The sequence below is a fragment of the Aestuariispira insulae genome (assembly GCF_003385955.1).
Taxonomy (GTDB): domain Bacteria; phylum Pseudomonadota; class Alphaproteobacteria; order UBA8366; family Aestuariispiraceae; genus Aestuariispira; species Aestuariispira insulae.
In genome coordinates, this window is record NZ_QRDW01000001.1 from 1,202,308 (window position 1) to 1,224,612 (window position 22,305).

At 56.6% G+C, this 22,305-nt stretch carries 16 protein-coding genes; 7 read left to right on the top strand and 9 right to left on the bottom strand.

The features are described 5' to 3' along the window. The first annotated feature begins 126 nt into the window (after positions 1-126). Both DFP90_RS05885 and DFP90_RS05890 read left to right on the top strand, forming a co-directional pair. The gene (locus DFP90_RS05885) at positions 127-681 is read left to right on the top strand and encodes a dihydrofolate reductase family protein (protein ID WP_115935440.1); all 555 of its coding nucleotides are present in this window, start codon (positions 127-129) and stop codon (positions 679-681) included. Position 682: 1 nt separating this feature from the next. Next, a complete protein-coding gene (locus tag DFP90_RS05890; protein ID WP_181905208.1) occupies positions 683-1,225 on the top strand; it encodes a TetR/AcrR family transcriptional regulator in 543 nt (180 codons plus the stop codon). Positions 1,226-1,232: 7 nt separating this feature from the next. Here the strand turns inward: DFP90_RS05890 and DFP90_RS05895 are convergent, their stop codons facing one another. After that, entirely contained in the window at positions 1,233-1,904 is a 672-nt protein-coding gene (locus DFP90_RS05895; RefSeq protein ID WP_115935549.1) for a glutathione S-transferase family protein, read from the bottom strand. 103 nt (positions 1,905-2,007) lie between these two features. Here DFP90_RS05895 and DFP90_RS05900 point away from each other — a divergent pair, with 103 nt between their 5' ends. After that, complete coding sequence (locus DFP90_RS05900; RefSeq protein WP_181905209.1) at positions 2,008-2,868, top strand: LysR family transcriptional regulator; 861 nt, start codon at positions 2,008-2,010, stop codon at positions 2,866-2,868. Positions 2,869-2,949: 81 nt separating this feature from the next. Further along, positions 2,950-3,609 carry an HAD-IA family hydrolase gene (locus tag DFP90_RS05905; protein ID WP_115935443.1) on the top strand — a complete coding sequence of 220 codons (660 nt, stop codon included), beginning with the start codon at positions 2,950-2,952 and terminating at the stop codon, positions 3,607-3,609. On the opposite strand, the gene DFP90_RS05910 is transcribed toward DFP90_RS05905, so the two are convergent. The 4 genes from DFP90_RS05910 to DFP90_RS05925 all read right to left on the bottom strand — a co-directional run bounded on the left by DFP90_RS05910 (position 3,603) and on the right by DFP90_RS05925 (position 7,761). Continuing rightward, entirely contained in the window at positions 3,603-4,307 is a 705-nt protein-coding gene (locus DFP90_RS05910; protein ID WP_115935444.1) for a DUF899 domain-containing protein, read from the bottom strand. The two genes, DFP90_RS05905 and DFP90_RS05910, sit on opposite strands and share 7 nt — an antisense overlap. Positions 4,308-4,395: 88 nt before the next feature. Then, a complete protein-coding gene (locus DFP90_RS05915; RefSeq protein ID WP_115935445.1) occupies positions 4,396-5,223 on the bottom strand; it encodes a hypothetical protein in 828 nt (275 codons plus the stop codon). Between the two features lie 19 nt (positions 5,224-5,242). Then, the gene (locus DFP90_RS05920; RefSeq protein ID WP_115935446.1) at positions 5,243-7,180 is read right to left on the bottom strand and encodes a DUF2207 domain-containing protein; all 1,938 of its coding nucleotides are present in this window, start codon (positions 7,178-7,180) and stop codon (positions 5,243-5,245) included. Further along, positions 7,177-7,761: a LemA family protein gene (locus DFP90_RS05925; RefSeq protein WP_245956972.1), complete on the bottom strand. Its 585-nt coding sequence runs from the start codon at positions 7,759-7,761 to the stop codon at positions 7,177-7,179. The genes DFP90_RS05920 and DFP90_RS05925 overlap by 4 nt, the downstream gene beginning before the upstream one ends. Positions 7,762-8,185: 424 nt before the next feature. Between DFP90_RS05925 and DFP90_RS05930 the strand changes: the two genes are divergently transcribed. Then, positions 8,186-9,022 carry a substrate-binding periplasmic protein gene (locus DFP90_RS05930; protein ID WP_147300943.1) on the top strand — a complete coding sequence of 279 codons (837 nt, stop codon included), beginning with the start codon at positions 8,186-8,188 and terminating at the stop codon, positions 9,020-9,022. A 76-nt stretch (positions 9,023-9,098) separates the two neighbouring features. Here the strand turns inward: DFP90_RS05930 and DFP90_RS05935 are convergent, their stop codons facing one another. The 3 genes from DFP90_RS05935 to DFP90_RS05945 form a co-directional block, all read right to left on the bottom strand. Then, positions 9,099-11,270: a xanthine dehydrogenase family protein molybdopterin-binding subunit gene (locus tag DFP90_RS05935; protein ID WP_115935449.1), complete on the bottom strand. Its 2,172-nt coding sequence runs from the start codon at positions 11,268-11,270 to the stop codon at positions 9,099-9,101. Between the two features lie 2 nt (positions 11,271-11,272). After that, a complete protein-coding gene (locus DFP90_RS05940) occupies positions 11,273-11,731 on the bottom strand; it encodes a (2Fe-2S)-binding protein (RefSeq protein WP_115935450.1) in 459 nt (152 codons plus the stop codon). 241 nt (positions 11,732-11,972) lie between these two features. After that, positions 11,973-12,794, bottom strand: coding sequence for an AraC family transcriptional regulator (locus DFP90_RS05945; protein WP_181905210.1), 822 nt, complete (start codon positions 12,792-12,794; stop codon positions 11,973-11,975). Positions 12,795-13,035: 241 nt separating this feature from the next. On the opposite strand from DFP90_RS05945, the gene DFP90_RS05950 reads away from it, so the two are divergent. Together DFP90_RS05950 and DFP90_RS05955 are read left to right on the top strand one after the other, a co-directional pair. Next, positions 13,036-14,745 (top strand): PAS domain-containing sensor histidine kinase, encoded by a 1,710-nt coding sequence (locus DFP90_RS05950; RefSeq protein WP_115935452.1) that lies wholly within the window; start codon positions 13,036-13,038, stop codon positions 14,743-14,745. A 146-nt stretch (positions 14,746-14,891) separates the two neighbouring features. Continuing rightward, positions 14,892-16,640 carry a PAS domain-containing protein gene (locus tag DFP90_RS05955; protein ID WP_181905211.1) on the top strand — a complete coding sequence of 583 codons (1,749 nt, stop codon included), beginning with the start codon at positions 14,892-14,894 and terminating at the stop codon, positions 16,638-16,640. A gap of 16 nt (positions 16,641-16,656) precedes the next feature. On the opposite strand, the gene DFP90_RS05960 is transcribed toward DFP90_RS05955, so the two are convergent. Next, on the bottom strand, positions 16,657-22,296 hold the full coding sequence (locus DFP90_RS05960) for a VCBS domain-containing protein (protein WP_115935454.1): 5,640 nt from the start codon (positions 22,294-22,296) through the stop codon (positions 16,657-16,659). Positions 22,297-22,305: the final 9 nt, after the last annotated feature.

Here is a 22,305-nt window from a genome sequence, read left to right on the forward strand (position 1 = left end):
TTTGACAGTCTTTTTTGCCCCCGTCCATCCCATGCCAGCAACCTTTATCCAGGCCCGTCATATTTGCCTTGGTTTCCCGCAAGAAATTATTTATACAATGTATAATTTTTAGAGAAAGATTGGTTCATGTGCACTGGTTTCGTTTTTATGGCATGCAGCCTGGATGGCTTTGTTGCCCGCCCCGACCACAGTTTGGACTGGCTGATGCCGTTTAACAGCGCCCATGAAGATCACGGATATGATGATTTCATCAGCCGGATGGATGGGATCGTCTTGGGCAGGGCAACCTTTGAAAAAGTGCTCGGTTTTGGTGACTGGCCCTATCGCCTGCCGGTCATGGTGATGAGCGGAAACCTGACAATCGACAGCATTCCGCCGGAATTGCGTGACCGGGTCCAAATTGGCCGGCAATCCCCGGCCGGGACCATGGCCACCCTTGCGGAAAAAGGCTGGCGGCAGGTTTATGTGGATGGCGGCCGGTTGGTGCGTTCTTTCCTGCGGGACGGGCTGATCTCAGAGATCACTCTCACCATCGCACCGCTCCTCATCGGATCAGGCCTGCCGCTGTTTGGCCATGATGGCGACGATATCATCCTTGAATTGTTGGATAGCCGGACGTTCAAATCCGGGCTGGTACAGCACCACTACCGGTTGGATAACGCCAGCCGGAAGGAAGATTGATATGGCACGCCCGGAAAAAGGCAGATCTGACCTCTCCGCCCGCAAAATCACCGATCTGGCCCTGCGGCAGATCGAGGCAGAGGGACCCCAGGGGATTTCCTTCCGATCCCTCGCAAAGCAGCTGTCCGTCACACCCATGGCGCTTGCCCATCACATCGGTACCCGTGAAGATCTCCTGAAGGCGATGGTCCTTTCAGTCTTTCATCAGATGGAAGAAATCAATCCCAACCAGTCCCCATCAGAGAGAATACTGGCCTTGATGTCGGATTATTGCCGCCGGGTTCTCGCCCATCCCAGGCTGGTTCAGATCGTATTTTCCGATCCTCTGCGTTACTATCCTGGCCCCCTGGAACAGCTGACCGTGCAATTGCAATCCCTCCTCACTTTGGCGGGCAAAGGACAGCTTGTGCGCGATGTGATCGTTGATTACACCCATGGCTTCGCCCTCTCTGCCGCCGCTGCAAGATCGGCAGGCTTGGCAAACGCCCCCGGCCTTGATCAATACAGGCAGGGCCTGGCCTGGATCCTCCAAAGCCCTGCCTGAAACACCGTCAAGCCGCCAGGTCCCGCGCGATCAGACCTAACTGGGTGGGTTTGCGTTGTAAAAAAGCCAACAGCAGTTGCGGATAGTCCTGCCGCACCGCACCGATAACAGATGGGCGCTCAGACAATGCCTTGCGCCAGGCCTGTGTCCGGTCCAGCCCGTCCAGAATGCCATGATCGTATAGGCCGTCGATCACGTCGAAATAACGGAAAACCGGCGCAAAGGCCGCATCCACCATCCGGAACGCTGCCCCCGAAAAAAGTGGCCCCTTGATTTCACCCTCCAGCCTGGTGAATTTCTCCCGCAAGGCCGCCGCTTTTTGATCCAGCAATTGCCCGTTCGCCGCGTTGTAGAGGCTTCCAATATCATTCAGCGTGCTGGAGGCATATTCCATCCAGCCTCGATGCCGGGCTTTTTCCAGCGGGTTTTCCGGATGCAGGCTGCCCGCCGTCACCTCATCGAGATATTCACAAATGACCGAGGATTCAAATAAGACCGCCCCCCGATGGCGCAGCAGCGGCACTTTGCCAAGCGGCGATATCTCCTGGAACCAGGCCGGTTTGTCCGACAAATCAATATCCGTGCGGCGAAAGGCAATAGCTTTTTCCGCCAGCACGATGGCTGAGCGCTGCACATACGGGCAAAGCGGAAAGCTGACCAGTTCAATCTCTTCTTGCATCTCTTCCTCCTGAAAGTTCATGCAGAAGATATATGCTTGCGTGATTACAAATAATATCTGTATATTTTCAACATTGATTTGCACAAATGCAAAGAATATACCCATGTTCCAATCAAAAGATCTGCACCTGGTCAGGACCCTCGCGGAAAGCGGCCGCATGGCGGACGCAGCCGAAAAGCTGGGCCTGCATCATTCCACCATCTTTCGACAGCTGCGCGACCTGGAAGAGAGCCTGGGTTATCCGCTTTTCACCAAGGCGGACCAGCGCTATCACCCGACCCCGGCAGCCGAGCAGATCGCCAGCCTGGCAGACGATATCGATCGGCAGCTGGCAGGGCTGGAACGCAAACTGGCCGGAGCGGAGCTTGCCCCGGAAGGGCGGGTGCGCCTGACCACCACCGACAGCCTGTTTTATGACCGGCTCATGCCGCTGCTGGCGGATTTCCACCAGGTCTATCCCCGGATCCAGCTGGAGATCCTGGTGGATTGCCGGGCCATGATGCTGAACCGGCGCGAGGCGGATATCGCGCTGCGCCCGACCAACAGCCCGCCGGAAACCCTGGTCGGACGCAGGCTAGGCCTGATCCAGACGGCAATCTACGCGGCGGAGCAACGGCTGAAGCGGAATGACTGGATCAACCTGGAAGACCTGCCCTGGATCGGATTTGAGGATTCGCTGGGTCATTTGCGGTCCGCGCGCTGGCTCAGCCAGACCTGCCCCAACATTGAGCCGGTCATCCGGGTGAACAGTCTGCATGCCGCCTTCCATCTGGCCAGATCGGGTTTGGGGCTGGCGCTGCTGCCAACCTTTTTGGGCGACCCCTGCAAAGAGCTGGCCCGCCTGGAAAAACCCAATGCCGACTGGAACACGGATCTTTGGCTGCTCACCCATCCGGACCTGCGCCACAGTCCGCGCATCCGAGCGGTGCTGGATTTCCTGGCAGACCATCTAACGGTTGGTTGAACTGCGTGATTGGCGTTGTGTGATCCGGCCATTTCGGGAATGGTGGGACAAGTTCCCCCCTAAACCAATCCGGTGTTCTCCATGACCGCTCGCCCGACCCTGCTTTTCGACCTTGATGGCACCTTGATCGACAGCCATCCAGACATTTTTAATGCGCTGAATGCGACCTTGAAAAAACATGGCCGGGAACCGGTCGGCGCGGCAGAATCCAAGCAGTTGGTCGGCGATGGCAGCCGCAAACTGGTTGAGCGCGCGTTCGAGGCGACCGGGGGGCTGGTCGGCGACCTGGATCGCCTGCTGGCGGATTTCCTCGAGATTTATTCGGCCTGTGCAACAGATAAGACAGCTCCTTATCCCGGTGTCGTTGGAACATTGGATCGCCTGCTGGCGGACGGCTATGCAATGGCGGTTTGCACCAATAAACCGATCAAACCCACCTTACAGATCCTCGATGCAATGGATCTCAGCCGGTATTTCAAGGATGTGGCAGGCGGCGACAGTTTCGCCGTCCGCAAACCCGATCCCGGCCACCTGACCGGCCTGCTGGACCGTATGGGCAAATCCTCATCCAACGCCATCATGATTGGTGACAGCGAAAATGACATCCTGGCCGGGCAAGCGGCAAATCTGCCCACCATCCTGCTCACATTCGGCTATTGCCGGGTGCCTCTGGAAAGCCTGAGTCCCAGCCATCAGCTGGATGATTTCCGCGACATACCAGATGTGCTTGCCCGCTATTGATCATAGCGGTCATGATGCCTGAGCCAGCTGGACGGATTTTCCGGATCCTCATCCCGGCCTTTGGGCGTGAGATCCATCAGGTGATAGGCGGTGTTCAGAATATCCAAACCGCGGGAATAGGTGGAATAGGTGTGATAGAGCCCGCCTTTGCCATCTTTGGCAAAGACACTGGCACCCGGTGCCTGATCCACCGGGAATGATGTCTCCCGATAGTTATAATAAACCGGATCGGATTTGTCCGCGCGGTCGGTGAACCCCACCTGATAATCAGCGTTGAACCGGCTGCCCGCGGACGAGACCCAGGGGAAGGTCCAGCCCATACGCTCTTTAAAAGGCAGGATCTTTTCCATCGGCGCTTCGGATACCACGACAAAAGCGATATCCCGGGCTGCCAGATGCACAATCAAACCTTCAAAATGATCGCACCAGAAAGAACAGCCACCACAGCCCGTCTGCCAATCCGGCCCGAACATGAAATGATAAATGATCAGCTGGCTTTTTCCGTTGAACAATCCGGATAAAGCCTCCGGTCCATTCTCGGTCTCAAAGCGATAATCCTCCTTCACGGCAACCCAGGGCAGCTCCCGGCGCAGGCGGCTGATCTCATCCCGGTCACGGGTAAGCTGTTTTTCCTTTTCCAGCAAGGCCAGCCTTGCTTTCAGCCATTCCTGTTGTTCGGCAATGACGGGAACAGACATAACATCACCCTCCTTCATTTATTTAACACAAGCGTTAAATAATCTAGGAATAATGTTCGTGTCAATTTAATTTAACCGTTTTGTTAAATTAATCCTGACCGACCTTCAAACAGTCGAGTTGTTTCCGAACCGTTTCAGGGAATTCCGACAGATCAGGCTGGATTTCTTCTATCAGATGCTTAAGGACCCCTCGATATCGGATGGTTGGCCCATCCGCCAATTCTGACGAGCATGCCCGTGACCGGCCAAGAATATGCTTAAAGGCATGGTCTGGAACCATCGCGGCAAAGGATTGGTCCTGACGGTGGTCCGCCTTCATGAAACGCACCAGAACACTGGCCGCCACCAGGTCGCCTTGGTCGGCCACCAGCGCGTAAAACAGACGCCTATCCACCCGGAGCCCCCCTTGCAACAGCATTTCCAACATGCGCATCCGCTCGCCATCGTCGGGCGACCGCCGACCATAGACCGGCTCCGGATTATAGCCGATCCTGAAGGCGATCGTCTCGCGCATGACATCCCCGCCCTTTTCCAGCAGGGCGCGGTTTTCCGACACCAACCGGTCTTTTTCGGTTCCGCGTGCCGCAACAAATTCTTCAATGAAGGTCCGGGCCTTTCCCTCGCCATGATGTGCCAGGAAGGTACTGATCCCCCAATAAACGCCGGAAATCAGTACCAACCCTGGAATAACCATGGCGGGCCAGCTGCTGGCCTGGAAACCGTCCCGCATTAGGATCCAGCTGGAATAACCGACCATCACCACAGTCCAGGCAATCGCCGTATAGCCCATCAGGATCAGATATCCCAATGCCTTCCAGGGGCCGTCACCTGTGGTCTTGCCCAGGAGGAAGAAAACCGATCCAACCAGCAGGAAAGGGATGGTCAGATAGAGCATGATCAACAGTTCGCGTTTCATGATCCCTCTCCCTGATCCATCACCAGCCACCGCCGCCACCACCGCCGCCGCCACCGCCGGAAGATCCGCCGCCAGACGAGCTGCCAGAGCTGCTCGATGGTCGGGATCCGGCCTTCGAGGCCGCCCCGGTCAGGCTGCTGGACAGGCCGCCGCCCAGACTGGACCGCCAGGGTCTGTTGTCCCCTTTGTACCAGCGGGGTTGATAGCTGCCTGCCGCCGCCGGGTCATGCCCGCTGCGGGCCAGACTTTCCGAAAACCGCTCGGTCCAGGCATCTTCCGCATCCATGGCCATGGCATAGGGCAAGTGTTTTTCAAAAAGCGCCTCCGTGATTTCCTGACCTTCGCCCGCCATATTCAGACGGTCTTCCTCCGCGACGGTCAGATAAAGTCGATATCCTTCCAATTGATCCAGCATATCGCGCCCGGCCAGCGTTGGGGCCTTCATCCAGTGATAAAAGGCCACCGTGACCGGCACAGGCAACAGCGCCACGATCATGGCAAGAGGCGATACCGTATCTGATACAAAATAGAAAATCGCGCCGACCGGCCCCAGAAAGGCAAAAGCAATCAGCAGCATGAAGATCATGGCGAACCAGCTGCCGACACTGCCGCGCCGGATCATGGGCGGTATGCCCTGGACCAGCCGCACCAGGATAAACAGGCTCGGGATCGAGAAAACCGCCCCGAACGGCACCATGAAGGCAACCATCGCCCGGTTATTGGAATCGGTAACATCCAGCATCAGGGTCGCCAGGGAAACAATGGCGGTCATGATCGCCCCCACCAGCCACTGTTTCCAGTTGTTCCGGAAATAGAGCTTTTCAAACTCCTTGCCAAAGCTGCTGCCCAAGGCATCCTGCGCAAGACTGATCCGGGCATCATATTTCTTGCCAAAAGTGATTTTTCTACCGCTGGGAAACATATTTTCGGCAACGGCCCGTTCACCGTCCGGCAAACCATGCGGCTCCAAAAGCTTGCGGGCCTCATAACGTCCACCGCCCAGCGCTTCCAAGGTTATCACCCCTTTGGTCGCAAGACTGGTCAGGGCAACAGAAAAAGCGCGGCCAGAAGGGAAGCGGTCGCCGTTGCCCCGGTACCAGATCGTGCCCGCCCCAACCGGCGACAAACCTTCTGGCGGCTCGAAACGCGCGATGATCGTGCCTTTTTCCGGATCCCGGCCAACCCGGCGCCAGACCAACCAATAATAGAGGACCAAGAAACCAGACAGGACGATCCCAATGATCGGCCCACGGTTATCCTGCACAACCCAGGCAAATTCCTGGCTTGCGTCCGGACGGCTGATCCGACCGGCTGGCCAGCCGAGCGCGATGCTGAAGCCTTCCCAGCTCTCCAACCGCCGGGTGGTTTTCAGCGCCATTTCATTGTCGCCTTGGAAAACCAGGGCAAAATCCTGGCCCTGTTCCCCCATGTAACCGGTATAGGCCGCATGCTGGCGAATCGTAATCCCGCCCGGCAAAGTCACACGAATGGAGGCCTGGTCGATGGGGAAGGCCCAATCGTTACCCGTGACATTCCAATAAAGTTCGTCAAGATCCGAACCATGAATCAGTTGCCGGTCGGTCAGATAACGGATCCGATAACGATGGCGGCCCGGTTTCAAGAAAACACTTTCTTCCCCCATGTAAATGCGTATGCCCGCCGCCAGATCCTGGGTGAAATAGGGTTCAGGCACCCCGTCACGCCAGACATCCAACAGCTCGAAACCGGCAACATGGTTCAATCCGGCCGCCGTGATCGTACGCAAGGGAATGTCGCGATAGATCCCCCGCTTGATTTCCCGGCCTTCCGAGAGAACCTCAATCTCTTCAGTTACCTGAAGGGTGCCATCCGCCTGGACTACAACCTCAACCGCAAAATCAGTGATCCGCTCTTCCGCCCGCGCGCCGAGGGAAAGCAGGGCCGCGAAGAAGAAAACCGCAAGGAAACGCATCATCATTCGCCCCCCTTGAAATCCACCTGGGGCACGGCACGCTCGGCGGCATGTTCCACCTCATAATAATCCGCCGCTACAAACCCGAAACGCTGGGCCAGCAGGTTGGCCGGAAAGCTCTCGATCAGGATGTTCAGATTCCGGACCGTGCCGTTGTAATAGCGGCGGGCCATCTGGATCTGGTCTTCCAATTCCCCCAAGGCCTGTTGCAATTCCAGGAAGGTGCTGTCGGCTTTCAGATCCGGATAGTTTTCCGCCACGGCAAAAAGACGGATCAACGCGGTCGACATCTCCCCTTCAATCGCCTGGCGATCTTTCGGACCGGTATCTGCCTCGACACATTGCGCCCGCAACTTGGTGATATCTTCCAACAACCCCTTTTCATGGGCCATGTAACCTTTCACCGCCGCTATCAGGTTGGGCACAAGGTTCGACCGGCGCTTCAGTTGCACATCAATGCCGCTCCAGCCTTCCAGGACACGCTGGCGGAGGGAGACCAGCTTGTTATAGAGAAAAATCACCGCCAGCAGGGCGGCAATGCCTCCCAGGACGATGATCCCAAACACTAATCCTAAACCTGACATCATAAATCCCCTGAACTTTTACGAACCGATGCAGCCTGTCAGAGCCACCCTCAACAGGTTAGTCGGATTCCCTCCAAGAAGGGTTCAATTATTTTCGCTGATAAAACCGGCCGGATCACAAATTGGCCCCTCTCCCTAGTACATTGATATATATCACTTTAATTTGGAGAATACCGTAATTCAGGGGAGCTATGCTTTTTTGCATGGCTCCTTTGCAAAAATCGCTCTAGCCAATCGCGGCTGTGGTACCTATATACAACCTGCTTCAGTTGTTGCGTTGCAACAACCCCGGCAGACGCTGCGGCCCCCAGCCGATTGTGCCGTCCGCCGGACATACGTCTCCCAGACGTGAAGCCTCCCTGTTCAACTTGCCGGAAGCCTTGCTTCCGGCAATTTTTTTTGTGCTCACTCCGTGTTATTATCGTCCATGATGTTGGAACGGTTTACAGCGAGGATCACCGCAGGCCTGATAGCCATGGCTGTGGTTTTCCTGTTCATTTGGATTTCAATAACCGGCGCGGAGGCCAGGGAGGTTCACGTCGTGGTCGGCTTTGACCATGACAGCCGGCCCTTCAGTTTTTCAGACAATGGCAAAGCGACCGGCCTATATCCGGCGATTGTGCGCGAGGTTTTCAACCGTATCCATCAGCCTGTATCCCTGAAGGCCTACCCCTGGCGGCGGGTCCTGGCGGGCCTGGAAACCGGTCAGCTGGCGGCAGGCGGCATCTATAGAACGGCTGAGCGTGATCAGGTGTTTGCTTTCAGCCGCCCCTTTCACAGTGATGCCATCCTGTTATTCGTGCCGACCGAGCGTCCTAAAAACAACAAGTTCACCTTGTCCGATCTGACCGGTATGACCATTGGAGCCATCCAGGGGTGGAGCTACGGTGATCGTTTTGACCACCTGCGCCAGCAGGGCCTGTTCAGGGTCGAAGAGGTTAGAAACGATGCGAGCAACCTGCGCAAGCTGCAGGCAGGAAAGCTGGATGCCTTTCTGGCGGTCGAAATCGCCGGATGGAACCTGCTGGCGGAAACAGACAACCTGGATAGCGTCCGGTCGATCCGTCCCCCCGTTGCCGTCAATAACGTCCATCTCGCTTTCAGCAATGGGGATCCCAATGTCCAGCTGCTGCCCGCCATCAATCAGGCCATTGCCGACATGGCGGAAGACGGTACCCTGGAAGATATCTTCGATCGCTACATCGATCCCAGCTATCGCGCCCATATGCCAGAGGCCCTTTCCCCGCCGGCAGCCCTCAATTAGTGAAAAAAAACGACCGGTTGCACCTGCAACCGGCCGCTTCCCCCATCCCCCGACCGAAACCGGGCGGATTAGGGCATCAGACTGAATTGGGCAGCCCTTCGGTGAAGGGCAGTTTGCGGATGCGTTTTCCTGTCGCCTGATACACCGCATTGGCAACTGCCGGCCCCACCGGCGGTACCCCGGGCTCACCAACACCGGTCGGGGCCGCATCGCTTGGCACGATAAAGACCTCGACATCCGGCATGTCGGTTAAGCGCAGCGGCTCGTAATCATGGAAGTTGGATTGATCCACAACACCGCCATCCAAAGTGATCTGGTTGCGCAGGATCGCCCCAAGCCCATAACCGATGCCCCCTTCCATCTGGGCGGCAACCACATCCGGATTGATCACCGTGCCACAATCGACCGCACACCAGATCTTTTCCACCTTGATGGTGGCATCGGCCCGGAGGCTGACTTCCGCGACCTGGGCCACCACGGAATTGAAGCTTTCATGGACCGCAACACCGCGATACCGCCCCGGGGCGGGTTCTTTACCCCATTCCGCTTTCTCCGCCACCAGTTTCAGCGCCGCCAGATGACGCGGATGATCCTTCATCAATTCCAAGCGCCATTCCACCGGATCCCGGCCCGCCGCTTCGGCCAACTCATCCAGGAAGGTTTCCGTGGAATAAGCGGTATGGGTGGAACCAACCGAGCGCCACCAGAGCACCGGCACACCAATGTCACTGGTCACCAGGCTGACATCCATGTTCGGGATGGCATAGGGCAGGTTATGCGCGCCTTCCACCGAGGTGGCATCAACGCCATCCTTCACCAGGAAGGGTTCAAATGCCGTGCCTTTGGCAATGGACTGGCCAACAATCTTATGTTGCCAGCCAATCAGGTTGCCCTGTTCATCCAGCGCCGCTTTCAGCCGGTGATGATAGGCCGGACGATAACGCCCACCCCGCACATCATCCTCGCGGGTCCAAATCAGTTTTACCGGTGCGCGGCCCTCAATGGCCTTGGCGATCATCGCCGCCTCGGACACCATGTCGGAATCCGGGGTTGCGCGACGACCGAAACTGCCACCTGCCAGCAGGGTGTTGACCTTTACCTGTTCAGGCTTAAGCCCGAGGATTCCCGCGGCCCAGGCCTGATCGCCGGTCTGAATCTGACTGCCGGTCCAGATCTCCGCCCCCTGGTCGGTCACTTCAATCACCGCGTCCAGCGGCTCCATCGGTGCGTGGGCGAGATAGGGGAAATCAAAACTGGCTTCCAGGGTTTTGACGGCCCCGGCGATGGCCCCATCGGCATCACCATTCTTCACTGCAGTCGCGCCGGGCTGATCCGCCAGTTCATGGTAATGGGCCATGATTTCGGCAGAGCTGCGCTGTTCGGCCTGGCTATTATCCCATTCCACTGCCAGCGCGTCCGCCCCCTGGATCGCCGCCCAGGTGTTTTTGGCCAGCACCGCCACGCCGCGCGGAGTGGCCACCACGCCGACAACGCCTTTGATTTCTTTTGTGGCCGCATCATCAAAGCTTTTTGCCACGCCACCAAATTTCGGCGAACGCTTCAACACCGCGTAGAGCATGCCCGGTCGTTTGACATCCATGGTGAAGATAGCCGTGCCATCGGTCTTACCCGGGATATCCTTCCGTTTGCCTGTGCCGCCAATCAGGGTGAATTGATCCGCCGTTTTCAAGGTGACCGTTTCCGGCACCGGCTGCATGGCCGCCTTTTCCGCCAGTTCCCCGAAGCTCAGGCTTTTCCCGCCATGGGAAACCATCCCCTTTGAGACCTGGATCTGGCTGGCTGCCACGTTCCATTCGGCGGCGGCTGCCTGGACCAGCATAGCACGGGCTTTAGCCCCGGCTTCGCGCAGTTGCATCCAGGAATTGGCGATGGCGGTCGATCCGCCGGTCCCTTGGCTAGGCCCCCAAAAGAGATTGTTATATTTGGTGGCATCGGCGGGGGCTGCTTCGACCCGCACCTGTGCCCAATCCGCATCCAATTCATCTGCCAGGATCGTTGCCAGGCCGCTATGGCTGCCCTGGCCAAACTCAATATGTTTGGCGATCACGGTAACCGAATTGTCTTTGGCAATCCTAACAAACGCATTGGCTTCAAAGGCTTTTTCATGATGGGCCGCTTTGGCACCACGCCCCGTGAGCTGGAAACCGACCACAAGCCCGGTAGCCGCCGTGCCCGCGCCTTTCAAAAAGCCGCGTCGGCTGGTTTCAATGGTTTTAATCTGGTTCATGATCAGGCCTCCATCAGTTCGGATGCATGATGGATCGCCTTGCGGATCCGCACATAGGTGGCACAACGGCAGACATTGCCATTCATCGCTTCGTCAATCTCCGCGTCGCTCGGCTTGGCATTCTCGGTCAAAAGGGCTGTCGCCTGCATGATCTGGCCCGATTGGCAATAACCGCATTGCGGCACTTCCAGCGACTGCCAGGCGGTTTGGACAGCCTTGGCCGCCTTGCTTCCAATACCTTCGATGGTGGTCACGGAGAGGCCTTCCACATCACCGACAAAGGTCTGGCAGGAGCGCACGGCCTCGCCGTCAAGATGCACTGTGCAGGCACCGCACAGGCCCTGGCCACAGCCAAATTTTGTCCCCGTCAGGCCGATCTCGTCCCGGATCACCCAAAGCAGCGGAGTATCCGGGTCGGCATCCACCGTCCGTTCTTCGTTATTTAATTTGAATTTGATCATTGTCCTGATCCCAACCTGATTCTGGTTAAGTTGCCCGTTTTCAACCAAATCACGCGGTTAATAAAAACCGGTTGGTCTTACGGGTCGTTCCGATCCTAATAAAACGATACAGCTTGAAGATAAGGCAGGGAGCCATCCCCCGTTAGGCCGGATCTTGGGGAAGTTTATCAAATTCTTGGGGTTCTGGCCTGCCGCGCGCGAAATTGTGATCGCGGCCCCTATGCCACCCCCCCCGCCACCGTCAGGCCAAAGCCGTACGATATCCGATCGGGGTCACGCCGGTCAGCCGCCGGAAAGTGGCGGAAAAATTGCTCTGGCTGCCATAGCCTACCTGAAAAGCAATTTCAGATGCCGGGAGGTTTGACCCCGCCAGAAGCCTCTTGGCGCGTTCAATCCGCCGTTCCGCCACATAGCGGTGCGGCGGCATGTTGGTATGGTCTTTGAACGTCTTGGCAAAATGATAACGGCTCATGGCAGCCACGCCCGCCAATTCATCCAGGCTCAGAGGATCGGCCAGATGGTCTTCGATATAATCCATCACCCGCTTGATCCGGGGATCACGGCTTGATGCCGCCGGATCTTCCAGGCGGCCATAAGCCCGGAAGAGATGCGCCGCCAACGCCAATGTCATGGTATCGCGATACAGCGCGGAATAGGCGTCATCGGTCAGAGAGGCCTCATAAATATTCATCACCATCTGCTGGATCACCGGATCATCCAGCTGCTGGTGGCTGATCGCCGGGGACTGAACGCCTTCCGGCAAAACTTCCCGCAAGGTCTCTTCAGGCAGGGTGATGCCGATCCTGCCACCGGCGGTTTCATAACCGCATTCTATGCGCATATCGGGCGGCAAAAGCCAGCCCGCGCCCGCGCGCACTTCCAATCGATTACGATTTTGGTGGCGTTTGGTGGTGTCGCGCAGCAAGTAACAGACAACCATCTGTTCAGTCAGATAAACCATGTCGCCCGGCGCGAAAAAGTCCACGCCCAATGTCCCCGTGCGCCAGTTGCGCGCCACGGGCCCGGCCTGTTCAAGGCGGTTGATGAATCCGGTATCCAACATTCGGTCTATTCCTTGGCCAAGCCCCCGATATGGGAGGCAGAAAACCATTCTACAATAGCAAGCGCCCCTCTTCCTACCAGAAGTTGGCTATTCGCCGGGGATTTAACCAATTATCAACATCAACGGGTGACAATATTCCTGGTTGCAAGATCAGTTTTTCACATCGTCCGCCTTTGACGGATGATTCTTTGGGGGCAAACCGCTGAACCGGCAAATCGATTTCTATTCAAGCCTCTTCAGGTTGCTTGATCTCGGCATTGTCATTGTTGATCGCAATATGGTCATCCGGTCCTGGAACCCGTGGATGGAAGCCCATGGCCATATCCCGGAAACCGAAGCGATCGGCACTAAACTCTCCGTCCTTTTTCCTGATCATGAGGCACAAGGCCTTTGCGGGATCATCGACCAGGTCATCGAAAAAGGCAAAGAGGTAACCCTCCCGGACAATTTGCAGGGGGTGGGCCTGCCACTCTTTACCAAACAATCCTGTGATCCGCGCAACGGCCGTATGCGACAGAAAATCCACCTATCGCCCTGTGGTGCGCCGCAGACCGATCCGGAAGATCGCGGACAGGACAGCCGATCGGAGCCAGGTGAATATTGCCTTATTCAGATCCATGACATGGGAGCGCCGCTTACGGACAACAAGCCTCCAGTCGATGAGGAGGAGCCCGATCGCTATCAAACTATCCTGAGCGACCAACCAACCATTATTTTCCGGTTCGACCGGCATGGCACCATCAGCTACGCCAATCGCAATTTCGCGGATTTTGTCGGTCGGCCGCTGTCTGAACTGCACAATGCCCGGCTGGAAGATGTACTCCCCCGTGAGTTTTCTGAACGCCTGACCGGCTCGCTCGCCAAGCTTCATTGGCAGCACCCGATTACCATAGAGGAATTCTGCCATATCGAACAGGATGGGCGGCGCCAGTGGTATCAGTGGGTCGACCGATGCCTGTGCGACGAACATGGCGAAATCATCGAGTATCAGTCAGTGGGGGAAGATATTTCAGATCTGAAGGAAACTCACCGCGCCCTGGAGGAAAGCCGCCTGCAGATAGAAGAACAGGCCGATCTTCTACGCACATTGAACAAGAAATACCTGGCAGAAAAAATTGCCGCCGAAGAGGCCAATAAATCAAAAACCCATTTCCTCGCCCATATGAGCCACGAATTAAGGACCCCGCTGAATGCGATCATCGGATTCTCTGAATTGCTGAAACAACAGGCACTGGGGCCACTGACCCCGCCTGATTACCAGGAATATGCCACGATCATTCATGATAGTGGCAATGACCTGTTAACCCTGGTGAATAATATTTTGGACCTGTCCCGGTTGGAAGCCAACCGCATGGCACTCGACATTCATCCCGTGGATCTGCAAAACACCGTGGAATCCGCGATGAAGATGCTGGCCGGCCTGGCAAACGAAAATAAGATCACTCTTGATTTCACGATCAAGAATCCAATCGAATCCCTGATGGCTGATGGCCCCGCCCTCAAACGGATGATCGTCAATCTGCTATCCAATGCCATTAAATTCACCGCTGAAGGCGGCACCGTTGAGCTGGCCTATGACCGGGATGAGGATAATGTCACCTACATTTCCGTATCCGATACCGGTGTCGGAATGACCGAGGAGGATATCCGCCAGGCATTGCAACCCTTCCGCCAGGTGTCCCACGGTCTTTCCCGGAAATATGATGGCAGCGGTTTGGGACTGCCTCTCGTGCGCTCCCTCGCGGAGATGCATCAGGGAAAAATGACCATCGAAAGCGAGAAGGGGAAAGGCACCAGGGTCACATTGATCTTTCCGCCCTATCAGCCACCGAAACCGGATTCTCATATTCCCCGGCCTAAACTACAGCAAGGGCCGAAACCACCGGAAGAGGCGGAATCACAAGAAGAGGCGGAACCATCAAAACAAACCAGGCATTCTTCTTTCTTCTAAATAATTACATATCAAATCATTCCTTCCGTTTTACCCCTGAAACGGCTAGAATTTCGATGGTGCAGACTTGATCAGGGGAAAATGGATTTGAGGCCATGCATGATCAAGCCCCAGGCATAACAGCCCGGACAGACAGCAATCAGCGAATGAAACGATACTTGATCTCTCTGGTTGGGTTGATGTTTCTTTTTGCCGCCCTGGTGCTGGGTGTTTCCGCCTGGCAGGCCATACAGCATATCAATCAACGCGCCGCCGAAAACACCTTCCGCATGATGGACGTGGTGTTGGACCGGGAGTTGAACTGGTTGGCCGCCCAGAGTTTTGCCGACGGCATGGCCGATGACCGGTTGAAGGTTTTTCTGGCGGGCGAAGATGGAAACCTGATCCAATCCGCCGACGGTGCTCCTGACATCAATAGCGAATTCCAGTTGCAGATCCGTTCCATTTTGGCGCGCGACACACTTGCCCCACGCTCCAGAAGTGCTGGCTTCGTCGCCTTGGAAGGTAGACTCTATCTCTATGCCCTTCACCTGGAATATGCTAAACCTGATGCAGTCGTTATTCTGCTCAGGCCACTGGATGAGGCCTATCTGGCCGCATTATCCAAACGATACAGTTTGCCCGGCCTGGACTTGACCACATCGGCCACGATCCCCGAACAAGCCCGCTATCTGATTACGGATCCAATCGGGACAGTAATCGCCTCCCTCTCCTGGGACCCGCCGTCCCCTGCCTCCTCCCTGATCGGCGAGATCGCGGTATTTTCCGGCATCCTGTCCGCCATCTGCCTGTTTCCACTGGCCTATCTGATCAACCGACTGAAAAACCATGCGCTCAACTACCAGAACCAGGCAGAGGTCCTGCTGGGACAGAGCCGCGAGATCGCAAAATTCCGCGCCAACCTCCAATCAGTTCTGGACGGCCTGCCCGATGGTGTGATTGCGATCGATGACCAGTTGCAGATCGCCTATTTCAACCGAACAGCAGCCAGCCTGACCGGACTGTCCAGAGACCTGGTGGTCGGCCTTCCTGCGGACTGGCTGGAACAGGAGATGAAGCTTGCTGAGTTCAATGCGGGCTATCAAAGCCTGGCAACCATTCTCAACCGGTCCGACAATGGTTCCCGGCAGCAGGAAGTTTGGGCCAGTTTGAAAAACAGCAAACGGTCCCTTCTGGCGTTTACCACCACCCCCTGCCGGATCAATGCGGACCTGTCCACGATCATCAGTTTCCGCGACATTACGAATCGGCGGCGCAGCGACCGGATGCTCGACCTTCTTTCCGCCTCCTTCATCATGCTGGATCAGGATTGCCGTGTATTGCATCTCAATGATGGGGCAAGACGGCTTGTGAATCATTCCGAACTGCTGCAGATCCAAGGGGGAGTCCTCACTTCCCGCCAGGAACAGGAAGCCACCCTGTTGAAGCAGACGGTCCGGCAGGTGATCAAGGAGGCACGCAACGACCGCCAAACCCATACCCAGGGCATTTTGCTCTCATCAAGTCCCGGTGGCGATCCCATGGCAGGGCTGATCACTTCCATGGCAACCAGAAGTCAGGACGGACAGATTTTCGCCCTGCTGACATTGGGGGACCGGCGCAGCCTGGGTTCCAGGATGGACCCGGCATTACTGGCCGATATGCTCGGACTGACCGAAGCGGAATCCAAAGTCGCAACCCTGTTGATCCAAGGCCACAGGCCAGCTGAAATCGCCGGTATTCTGGGCACCAGCCCCAATACAGTGCGCAATCAGATCAAATCGGTTTTCGCAAAGACCAACTGTCCCGGACAGGTGGAATTCATCTCCATGGTATTGTCCAGCCTGCCGCCGGCCCTGATAACAACGGACCGGGACAGTGGCACTGTCCCGGTCCGGGATTCATCTTTGCATTGATTGCCTTATTCCAAGATCAGGATGTCGGCGGCTCAACACTCTCAACCTTGATTTCAATATCCTTGCCGTCAAAGTTGAAGTTATAGGTGTCCGGACTGCTGATATCCTGGCCATTCACATTAATGACCGCATTTTCATCATGGAGAATGGTCAGTGAATTGCCGTCATCGGTCATGGAAACCACATCCTCCAATGTCAGCGATGCATTCACATCCCCTTCGACACCAGAAAGGTCCAAAATCTCGACATTATGGACCGCCGAAAGGGAATCATGATCCAGACTGACCGGATCGCCGCCTTCGGAAATCACCCGCAAGGTATCGATGCCATCCCCCCCGTCCAAACCGGATTTCTGGAAATCGGACAGGCTGGTCTCACCCGGATCAAAGGCACCGGCTTCGGCCAGGGCCTCCGCCACCTCACGGTCATATTCCTGGGACGAACCCCATTCTTCGCTATTGAGGTCTTCCGCCTTCATGATGAAGGTATCATCACCGTCACCACCAAACATCAGGTCGTTGCCACCGGAGGCGATCAGAGTATCATCACCCTCACCGCCGGCCAGAATGTTGGCCTCTTCATTGCCGGTCAGAACATCGTCGCCGTCACCGCCAATGGCATGTTCAAAATTGGCCAGGACATCACCACCGAGATTCAGCTCTGCATCCGCGTCGCCATCCATGATCGCCCAATCCTGTCCGGCACCGGCATCGACCGAGTTGAAATCCTCACCCAGGTCATCCTCACCAAGAACACCGCTCTCGCCGCCACTTTCCACGGCCCACATGTCGGTATCCCGGGTCAGTTCCTCATCCTGGACGTCGGTGACGGTGACCCCATCACCATCCGCCTGAGAGAGATAAACCAGATCGGCCTGATCATCGGCCGTGGAAACAAGGGACTGGTCCGAAGTCGGCAGTTCGACCGCTACATTGACCGAATGCACATTGCTGAGATTACCGCCAGTATCGGTCACCTGGGCCGTGATGGTCCGGGTGCCGTCACCAAGGGATGTGCCGTCGTTCACCAGCACAATCGCCCCGATGATCGCCGCATATTGAGCAAGGGACGCATCACCGGACAGAACCAGGCGGAAGGTATTCGTCCCCTCCACCTTGCCTTCGGATTCTATTTCCACACCGGCCGCATCCAGCACATCCTGTGGCACGTTCAGCCCGTCGCCTTCGCGATAGCCATCATTGATTTCAATGACCGCCATCATCAGTTCTTCACTGTCCATATCGGCAAGCGAGAAATTATTGAAGATGACAAGCCCATCATCCAGGGCGTCGGACTCGGCGTTCACCGCATCGTCGCCTTCGACGACGGGGGCAAACTCATGCAACTCACCATCCACATAGATCTCGAGTTCTTCAACATTCTCTGCATCAATGCCGAGCGTTTCGATCTCGAAATCGTTGTTATGTTTTGAGAGGCCTGACTGGATATCATACAGCTCGGCAATCACCGCATCGAGATTATCGATCGAGCTGGAGAGATCAATCCGAAGCATGTCGGTGCCGCTGCCACCGTCAATTTCGGTGCCATCAACCGCATCCGCCACTGTCATGATGATATCGTCATGACCGGAGCCGGCATCGACTGTATCACCGCCGCCGCCGATATAGATATCATCCTCGCCATGATCACCATAGATGATGTCTTTCTCCACATCACCGCTCTGGTCCGTGCTTTCCTCACCGGCATAAATCACATCATGGCCACTGTCGCCGTCAATGATATCTTCACCGGTGCCGCCGACCAGCAGATCGTCGCCGGAATCCCCGTCTATGATATCATCCCCGGCGCCGCCAAGAACAATATCATCATCAGAACCGGCATAAATGGTGTCATTTCCGGTGCCGCCATCCAGGTAATCTTCCTGCGAGTCGCCACGCAGGTTATCGTCCCCAGACCCGCCAAAGAGCGTATCAGAACCGGAATCGCCGCGAAGGTAATCATCGCCGCCACCACCATAGGCAATGTCATCACCGCTATTCATACGGATCCAGTCATCGCCATCGCCGTCATTCTCACCGCTGTCGGAAGCATCGATATTGACCGTGATGGTCGCCTCGCTCTCGGCGGAGGTGTCACTCAGGTTACCGAGCGTGTCCGTGCTGCTGGCACTCACAGTCAGCTCGAAACTTTCCGTGCCTTCCGGTGCCGTGACGGTCAGGCCGTCCAAATCACCGGAAGTCAGGCTCCAACTGCCATTACCCAGGTCTTCACCGGCATTGAGGCTGGCCCCTTCCGGCAGGCCGGAAATAACGATGGTGGCACTTTCGGAACCGTCCTGATCACCCAGGGCGGCCTGGATATTGAGCGCTGCCGACACCGGTCCGCCGGTGGCAACCGCATCGTCACCATAAACAACATCATCGCCGCTGGAGGTATAGACCACATCATCACCGGCACCGGCGGCTACGGTGTCATCCTCCCAACTGGTGCGGATAAAATCGTCATATTCAGTTCCATTGACATCGACGTCTGCCGACTGGGTCGGGGTCGCCGTCACATCCGCATCCACCGTCAGGGAAACCCCGTCCGCATCCGGCGTCACATCAATGACGGCCGTTGCGTTATCACTCGCCTCACCATCGGAAACCGTGAAGCTGATCGGGACATCCAGGCTGGACAGATCTTCCGCAGGGGTAAAGATCCAGCCGCCTTCACCATCTTCTGAGATCGATCCATATTGTGGATCAACCGATACCCCAGTCACGCTTAGATCATCGCCATCAGCATCCGTACTGTTGGCCAAAAGCATCTCTGCAGAAATAGCAAAACTGCCATCTTCCACCATGCTGCCCAGATCCACATCCTCTGCTTCCGGACCGGTATTCGGGGCCTCATTGCCTGGAATAGTGATGCTGGCATCAATCGACGCCGACGTGCCATCTTCCGACGAGGTCGCGGTAACGGTCAGGCCGAAATCCGTGGTGACATCGGCCGGCACATGAATGCTCAACCCGTCCAGTTCCGCCGAGGTCAGAGTCCAACTGCCATCCGGGTTTTCCGTGCCATTCGAGAGAGTCACGCCATCCGGCAGATCGGAAACGGTGATGGTCAGGCTCTCCGACCCATCGGTGTCAGTGAGCGCTGCCGTGATATTCAGCGGATAATCCGTGCTGCCATCATCCTGCATTGGTGTCGCGGTCACACTTTCGATCGCGAAATCGCTGGCCTGATAACCGGTGGATCCGTCCGAGAAACTGTCTCCTGCTTTGATGACCAACTGGTCAAAACCCAATCCGTCATCAGCACTGACATCAACGGTCGCGCTGGCGCCGCTGCCGCCCTCGAAGGAGCCGCTGCCCACCAGTTGCCCGTCACGATAGAGGAGATATTCCCCTGTTTCATCCGCGCCCCAGCCATTTTCATTCTCATAAAGATAGGAGATATCGACCGAAGCTTCGGACATGGTGTCTTCAAAGCTGACTGTCAGGGTCTCGGAAACATCATGCTGGTTGCTGTAGCCGATCTGGCCGGAGGGACCACTGTTTGCACCATTGGCCCCAAAGCCATTGCCATAGCTGCTAACGTTATCCGACTCGCTGTCACTCAGGCTGCCGTCACTATTGATGACCTGGGCGGTCACGGAATAACCGCGATCGGTATCGTCAAAATTATGTTTGGTGATGGTGACCGGATCACCGGCCTCACCACCGGACTGGCCCGCCCCCAGGCTGACCGTCAGGTCCGGGGTATCCGCCACACCACTGACCGCAATGACACCACTGGCGGCAACGCTTTCCTCGCCGTCACTGACATCATAGGTCAGGTTGATGGTGCCGCTGAAATCATCCGCCGGTTCGAAGGTCCATGTGCCATCACCATTGCTGGTCAGCGTACCGCCATCAGCCGCCAGATTCTCAACCGACAAGGCGTCATTGTCCGACGCATTGGCCAGAAGCTGGGCCTCCGTGATGGTGATCGCGCCATCCTCGGCCATGGAAAATTCGGTGGGGCCGCTCACCACCGGCGCTTCGTTGGTGCCATTGATAGTGATGGTTACGGTCTCTTCCGTGCCGTCGGCACTGAGAACGGTGAAGCTGTCTGTCAGGCTCTCACCATCACCAAGCCCTGCAACATCGCCATTAGCCGAATCCACCTGATAGGTCCAGGCACCGTTCGCATCCACCGTGAAGCTGCCGTAGCTGCCGGCAGTATCGGTCTGGGCAACAAAGAAGGCCTCGCCATCATCCACATCGCTGACGGTCAGTTGGCCATCAACCGAGCCACCCTCACCTTGTTCAATATCAGTGTCGACGTTGGCATCGTCGAAATCATTATCGCCACCGCCATAAAGGTCTTCAAACCCAATGGTACCGTCTTCATCCACCTGAACATGCACGATACCGTCAGGGTTCAGATCTGCCGAGCCGGAGAAATAGGCCGGGCTGTCCTGGCCATTCAGCGCCTCGCCATCCGCATAAGCAACCCAATTACCGTCCTCGTCCTGGGCAAAGGTAACTTCCGTGCCATTTTCCAGATCCGGGTTTTTCGTCCCACCATTGGGGATCAGGAAATAGACGATATTGCTCGCATCAACACCTTCCAGCGGTATCTCAACCGAACTGCCATTCCCAACTTCATGCAAATTCGACCAGACCACTTCACCACTGGTCGGATTGCCGTTTTCATCCAGGATCGCATAGCCCATGGAATTGGAGTATCCGGCCGAGCCCCCACCATAGGTCATGGTCAGCACATCATCGCCACCGGCAGAGACCGTGCCCGAATTGTCACCGCCAATCACAGCCGCATCATTGGTACCGGTAATATCAACCGTGATATCCTGTGTGGTGCCGTCGCTAGCCGTCAGGGTGATCGTATCCGTGACCTGATCGCCTTCATTCAGATTCTGAACGGCGGCCTGATCCAGGGTATAAGTCCAATTGCCGTCAGTATCCAGAGACAACGAGCCATAAGCACCATCCACCTCGGTGGCCTCAAAGACCGGATTGTCGCCGGCATCGGCATCGCTGATCGCAATGGTGCCGGTGGCGGTGGCCACATCGCCTTCATCGCCTTCCGTCACCGCGCCGGTGAAGCTGCCCGACAGTTCGGGCGCATCGTCGGTGCCGTTGATAGTGATGGTCACGGTTTCTTCCGTGCCGTCACCGGTCAGAACCGTGAAGCTTTCGGTCAGGCTGTCGCCTGCGCCCAATGCCTGAACATCTGTGGCGTCATTAGCCAGGTCATAGGACCAGTTGCCATCCGCATCGATCGAGAAGGAACCATAGGAACCCGCCGTATCACTCTGCGCCTGGAAGCCGCTTTCACCCGCATCCGCATCGGTCGCGGTCAGCGAACCGCTGGCGGTCAGGGTGGTGTCCTCGGTCACAGCACCACTGTCATCACCGGAAATTTCCGGCGCATCATCGGTGCCGTTGATGGTGATGGTCACGGTTTCTTCCGTGCCGTCGCCGGTCAGGACCGTGAAGCTTTCGGTCAGGCTGTCGCCTGCGCCAAGCGCCTGAACATCAGTGGCATCATTTGCCAGGTCATAAGACCAGTTGCCATCCGCATCGATGGAGAAGGAACCATAGGAACCCGCCGTATCGCTCTGCGCCTGGAAGCCGCTTTCGCCCGCATCCGCATCGGTCGCGGTCAGGCTGCCGCTGGCGGTCAGGGTGGTATCCTCGGTCACGGCACCACT

Bases quoted from the DNA above. Each gene is read 5' to 3' on its own strand.
- DFP90_RS05895 (WP_115935549.1), bottom strand. From the start codon at position 1,904: ATGCAAGAAGAGATTGAACTGGTCAGCTTTCCGCTTTGCCCGTATGTG.
- DFP90_RS05940 (WP_115935450.1), bottom strand. From the start codon at position 11,731: ATGATCAAATTCAAATTAAATAACGAAGAACGGACGGTGGATGCCGAC.
- DFP90_RS05930 (WP_147300943.1), top strand. From the start codon at position 8,186: ATGATGTTGGAACGGTTTACAGCGAGGATCACCGCAGGCCTGATAGCC.
- DFP90_RS05890 (WP_181905208.1), top strand. From the start codon at position 683: ATGGCACGCCCGGAAAAAGGCAGATCTGACCTCTCCGCCCGCAAAATC.
- DFP90_RS05920 (WP_115935446.1), bottom strand. From the start codon at position 7,180: ATGATGATGCGTTTCCTTGCGGTTTTCTTCTTCGCGGCCCTGCTTTCC.
- DFP90_RS05905 (WP_115935443.1), top strand. From the start codon at position 2,950: ATGACCGCTCGCCCGACCCTGCTTTTCGACCTTGATGGCACCTTGATC.
- DFP90_RS05925 (WP_245956972.1), bottom strand. From the start codon at position 7,761: ATGATGTCAGGTTTAGGATTAGTGTTTGGGATCATCGTCCTGGGAGGC.
- DFP90_RS05900 (WP_181905209.1), top strand. From the start codon at position 2,008: ATGTTCCAATCAAAAGATCTGCACCTGGTCAGGACCCTCGCGGAAAGC.
- DFP90_RS05915 (WP_115935445.1), bottom strand. From the start codon at position 5,223: ATGAAACGCGAACTGTTGATCATGCTCTATCTGACCATCCCTTTCCTG.
- DFP90_RS05945 (WP_181905210.1), bottom strand. From the start codon at position 12,794: ATGTTGGATACCGGATTCATCAACCGCCTTGAACAGGCCGGGCCCGTG.
- DFP90_RS05910 (WP_115935444.1), bottom strand. From the start codon at position 4,307: ATGTCTGTTCCCGTCATTGCCGAACAACAGGAATGGCTGAAAGCAAGG.
- DFP90_RS05935 (WP_115935449.1), bottom strand. From the start codon at position 11,270: ATGAACCAGATTAAAACCATTGAAACCAGCCGACGCGGCTTTTTGAAA.
- DFP90_RS05885 (WP_115935440.1), top strand. From the start codon at position 127: ATGTGCACTGGTTTCGTTTTTATGGCATGCAGCCTGGATGGCTTTGTT.
- DFP90_RS05955 (WP_181905211.1), top strand. From the start codon at position 14,892: ATGAAACGATACTTGATCTCTCTGGTTGGGTTGATGTTTCTTTTTGCC.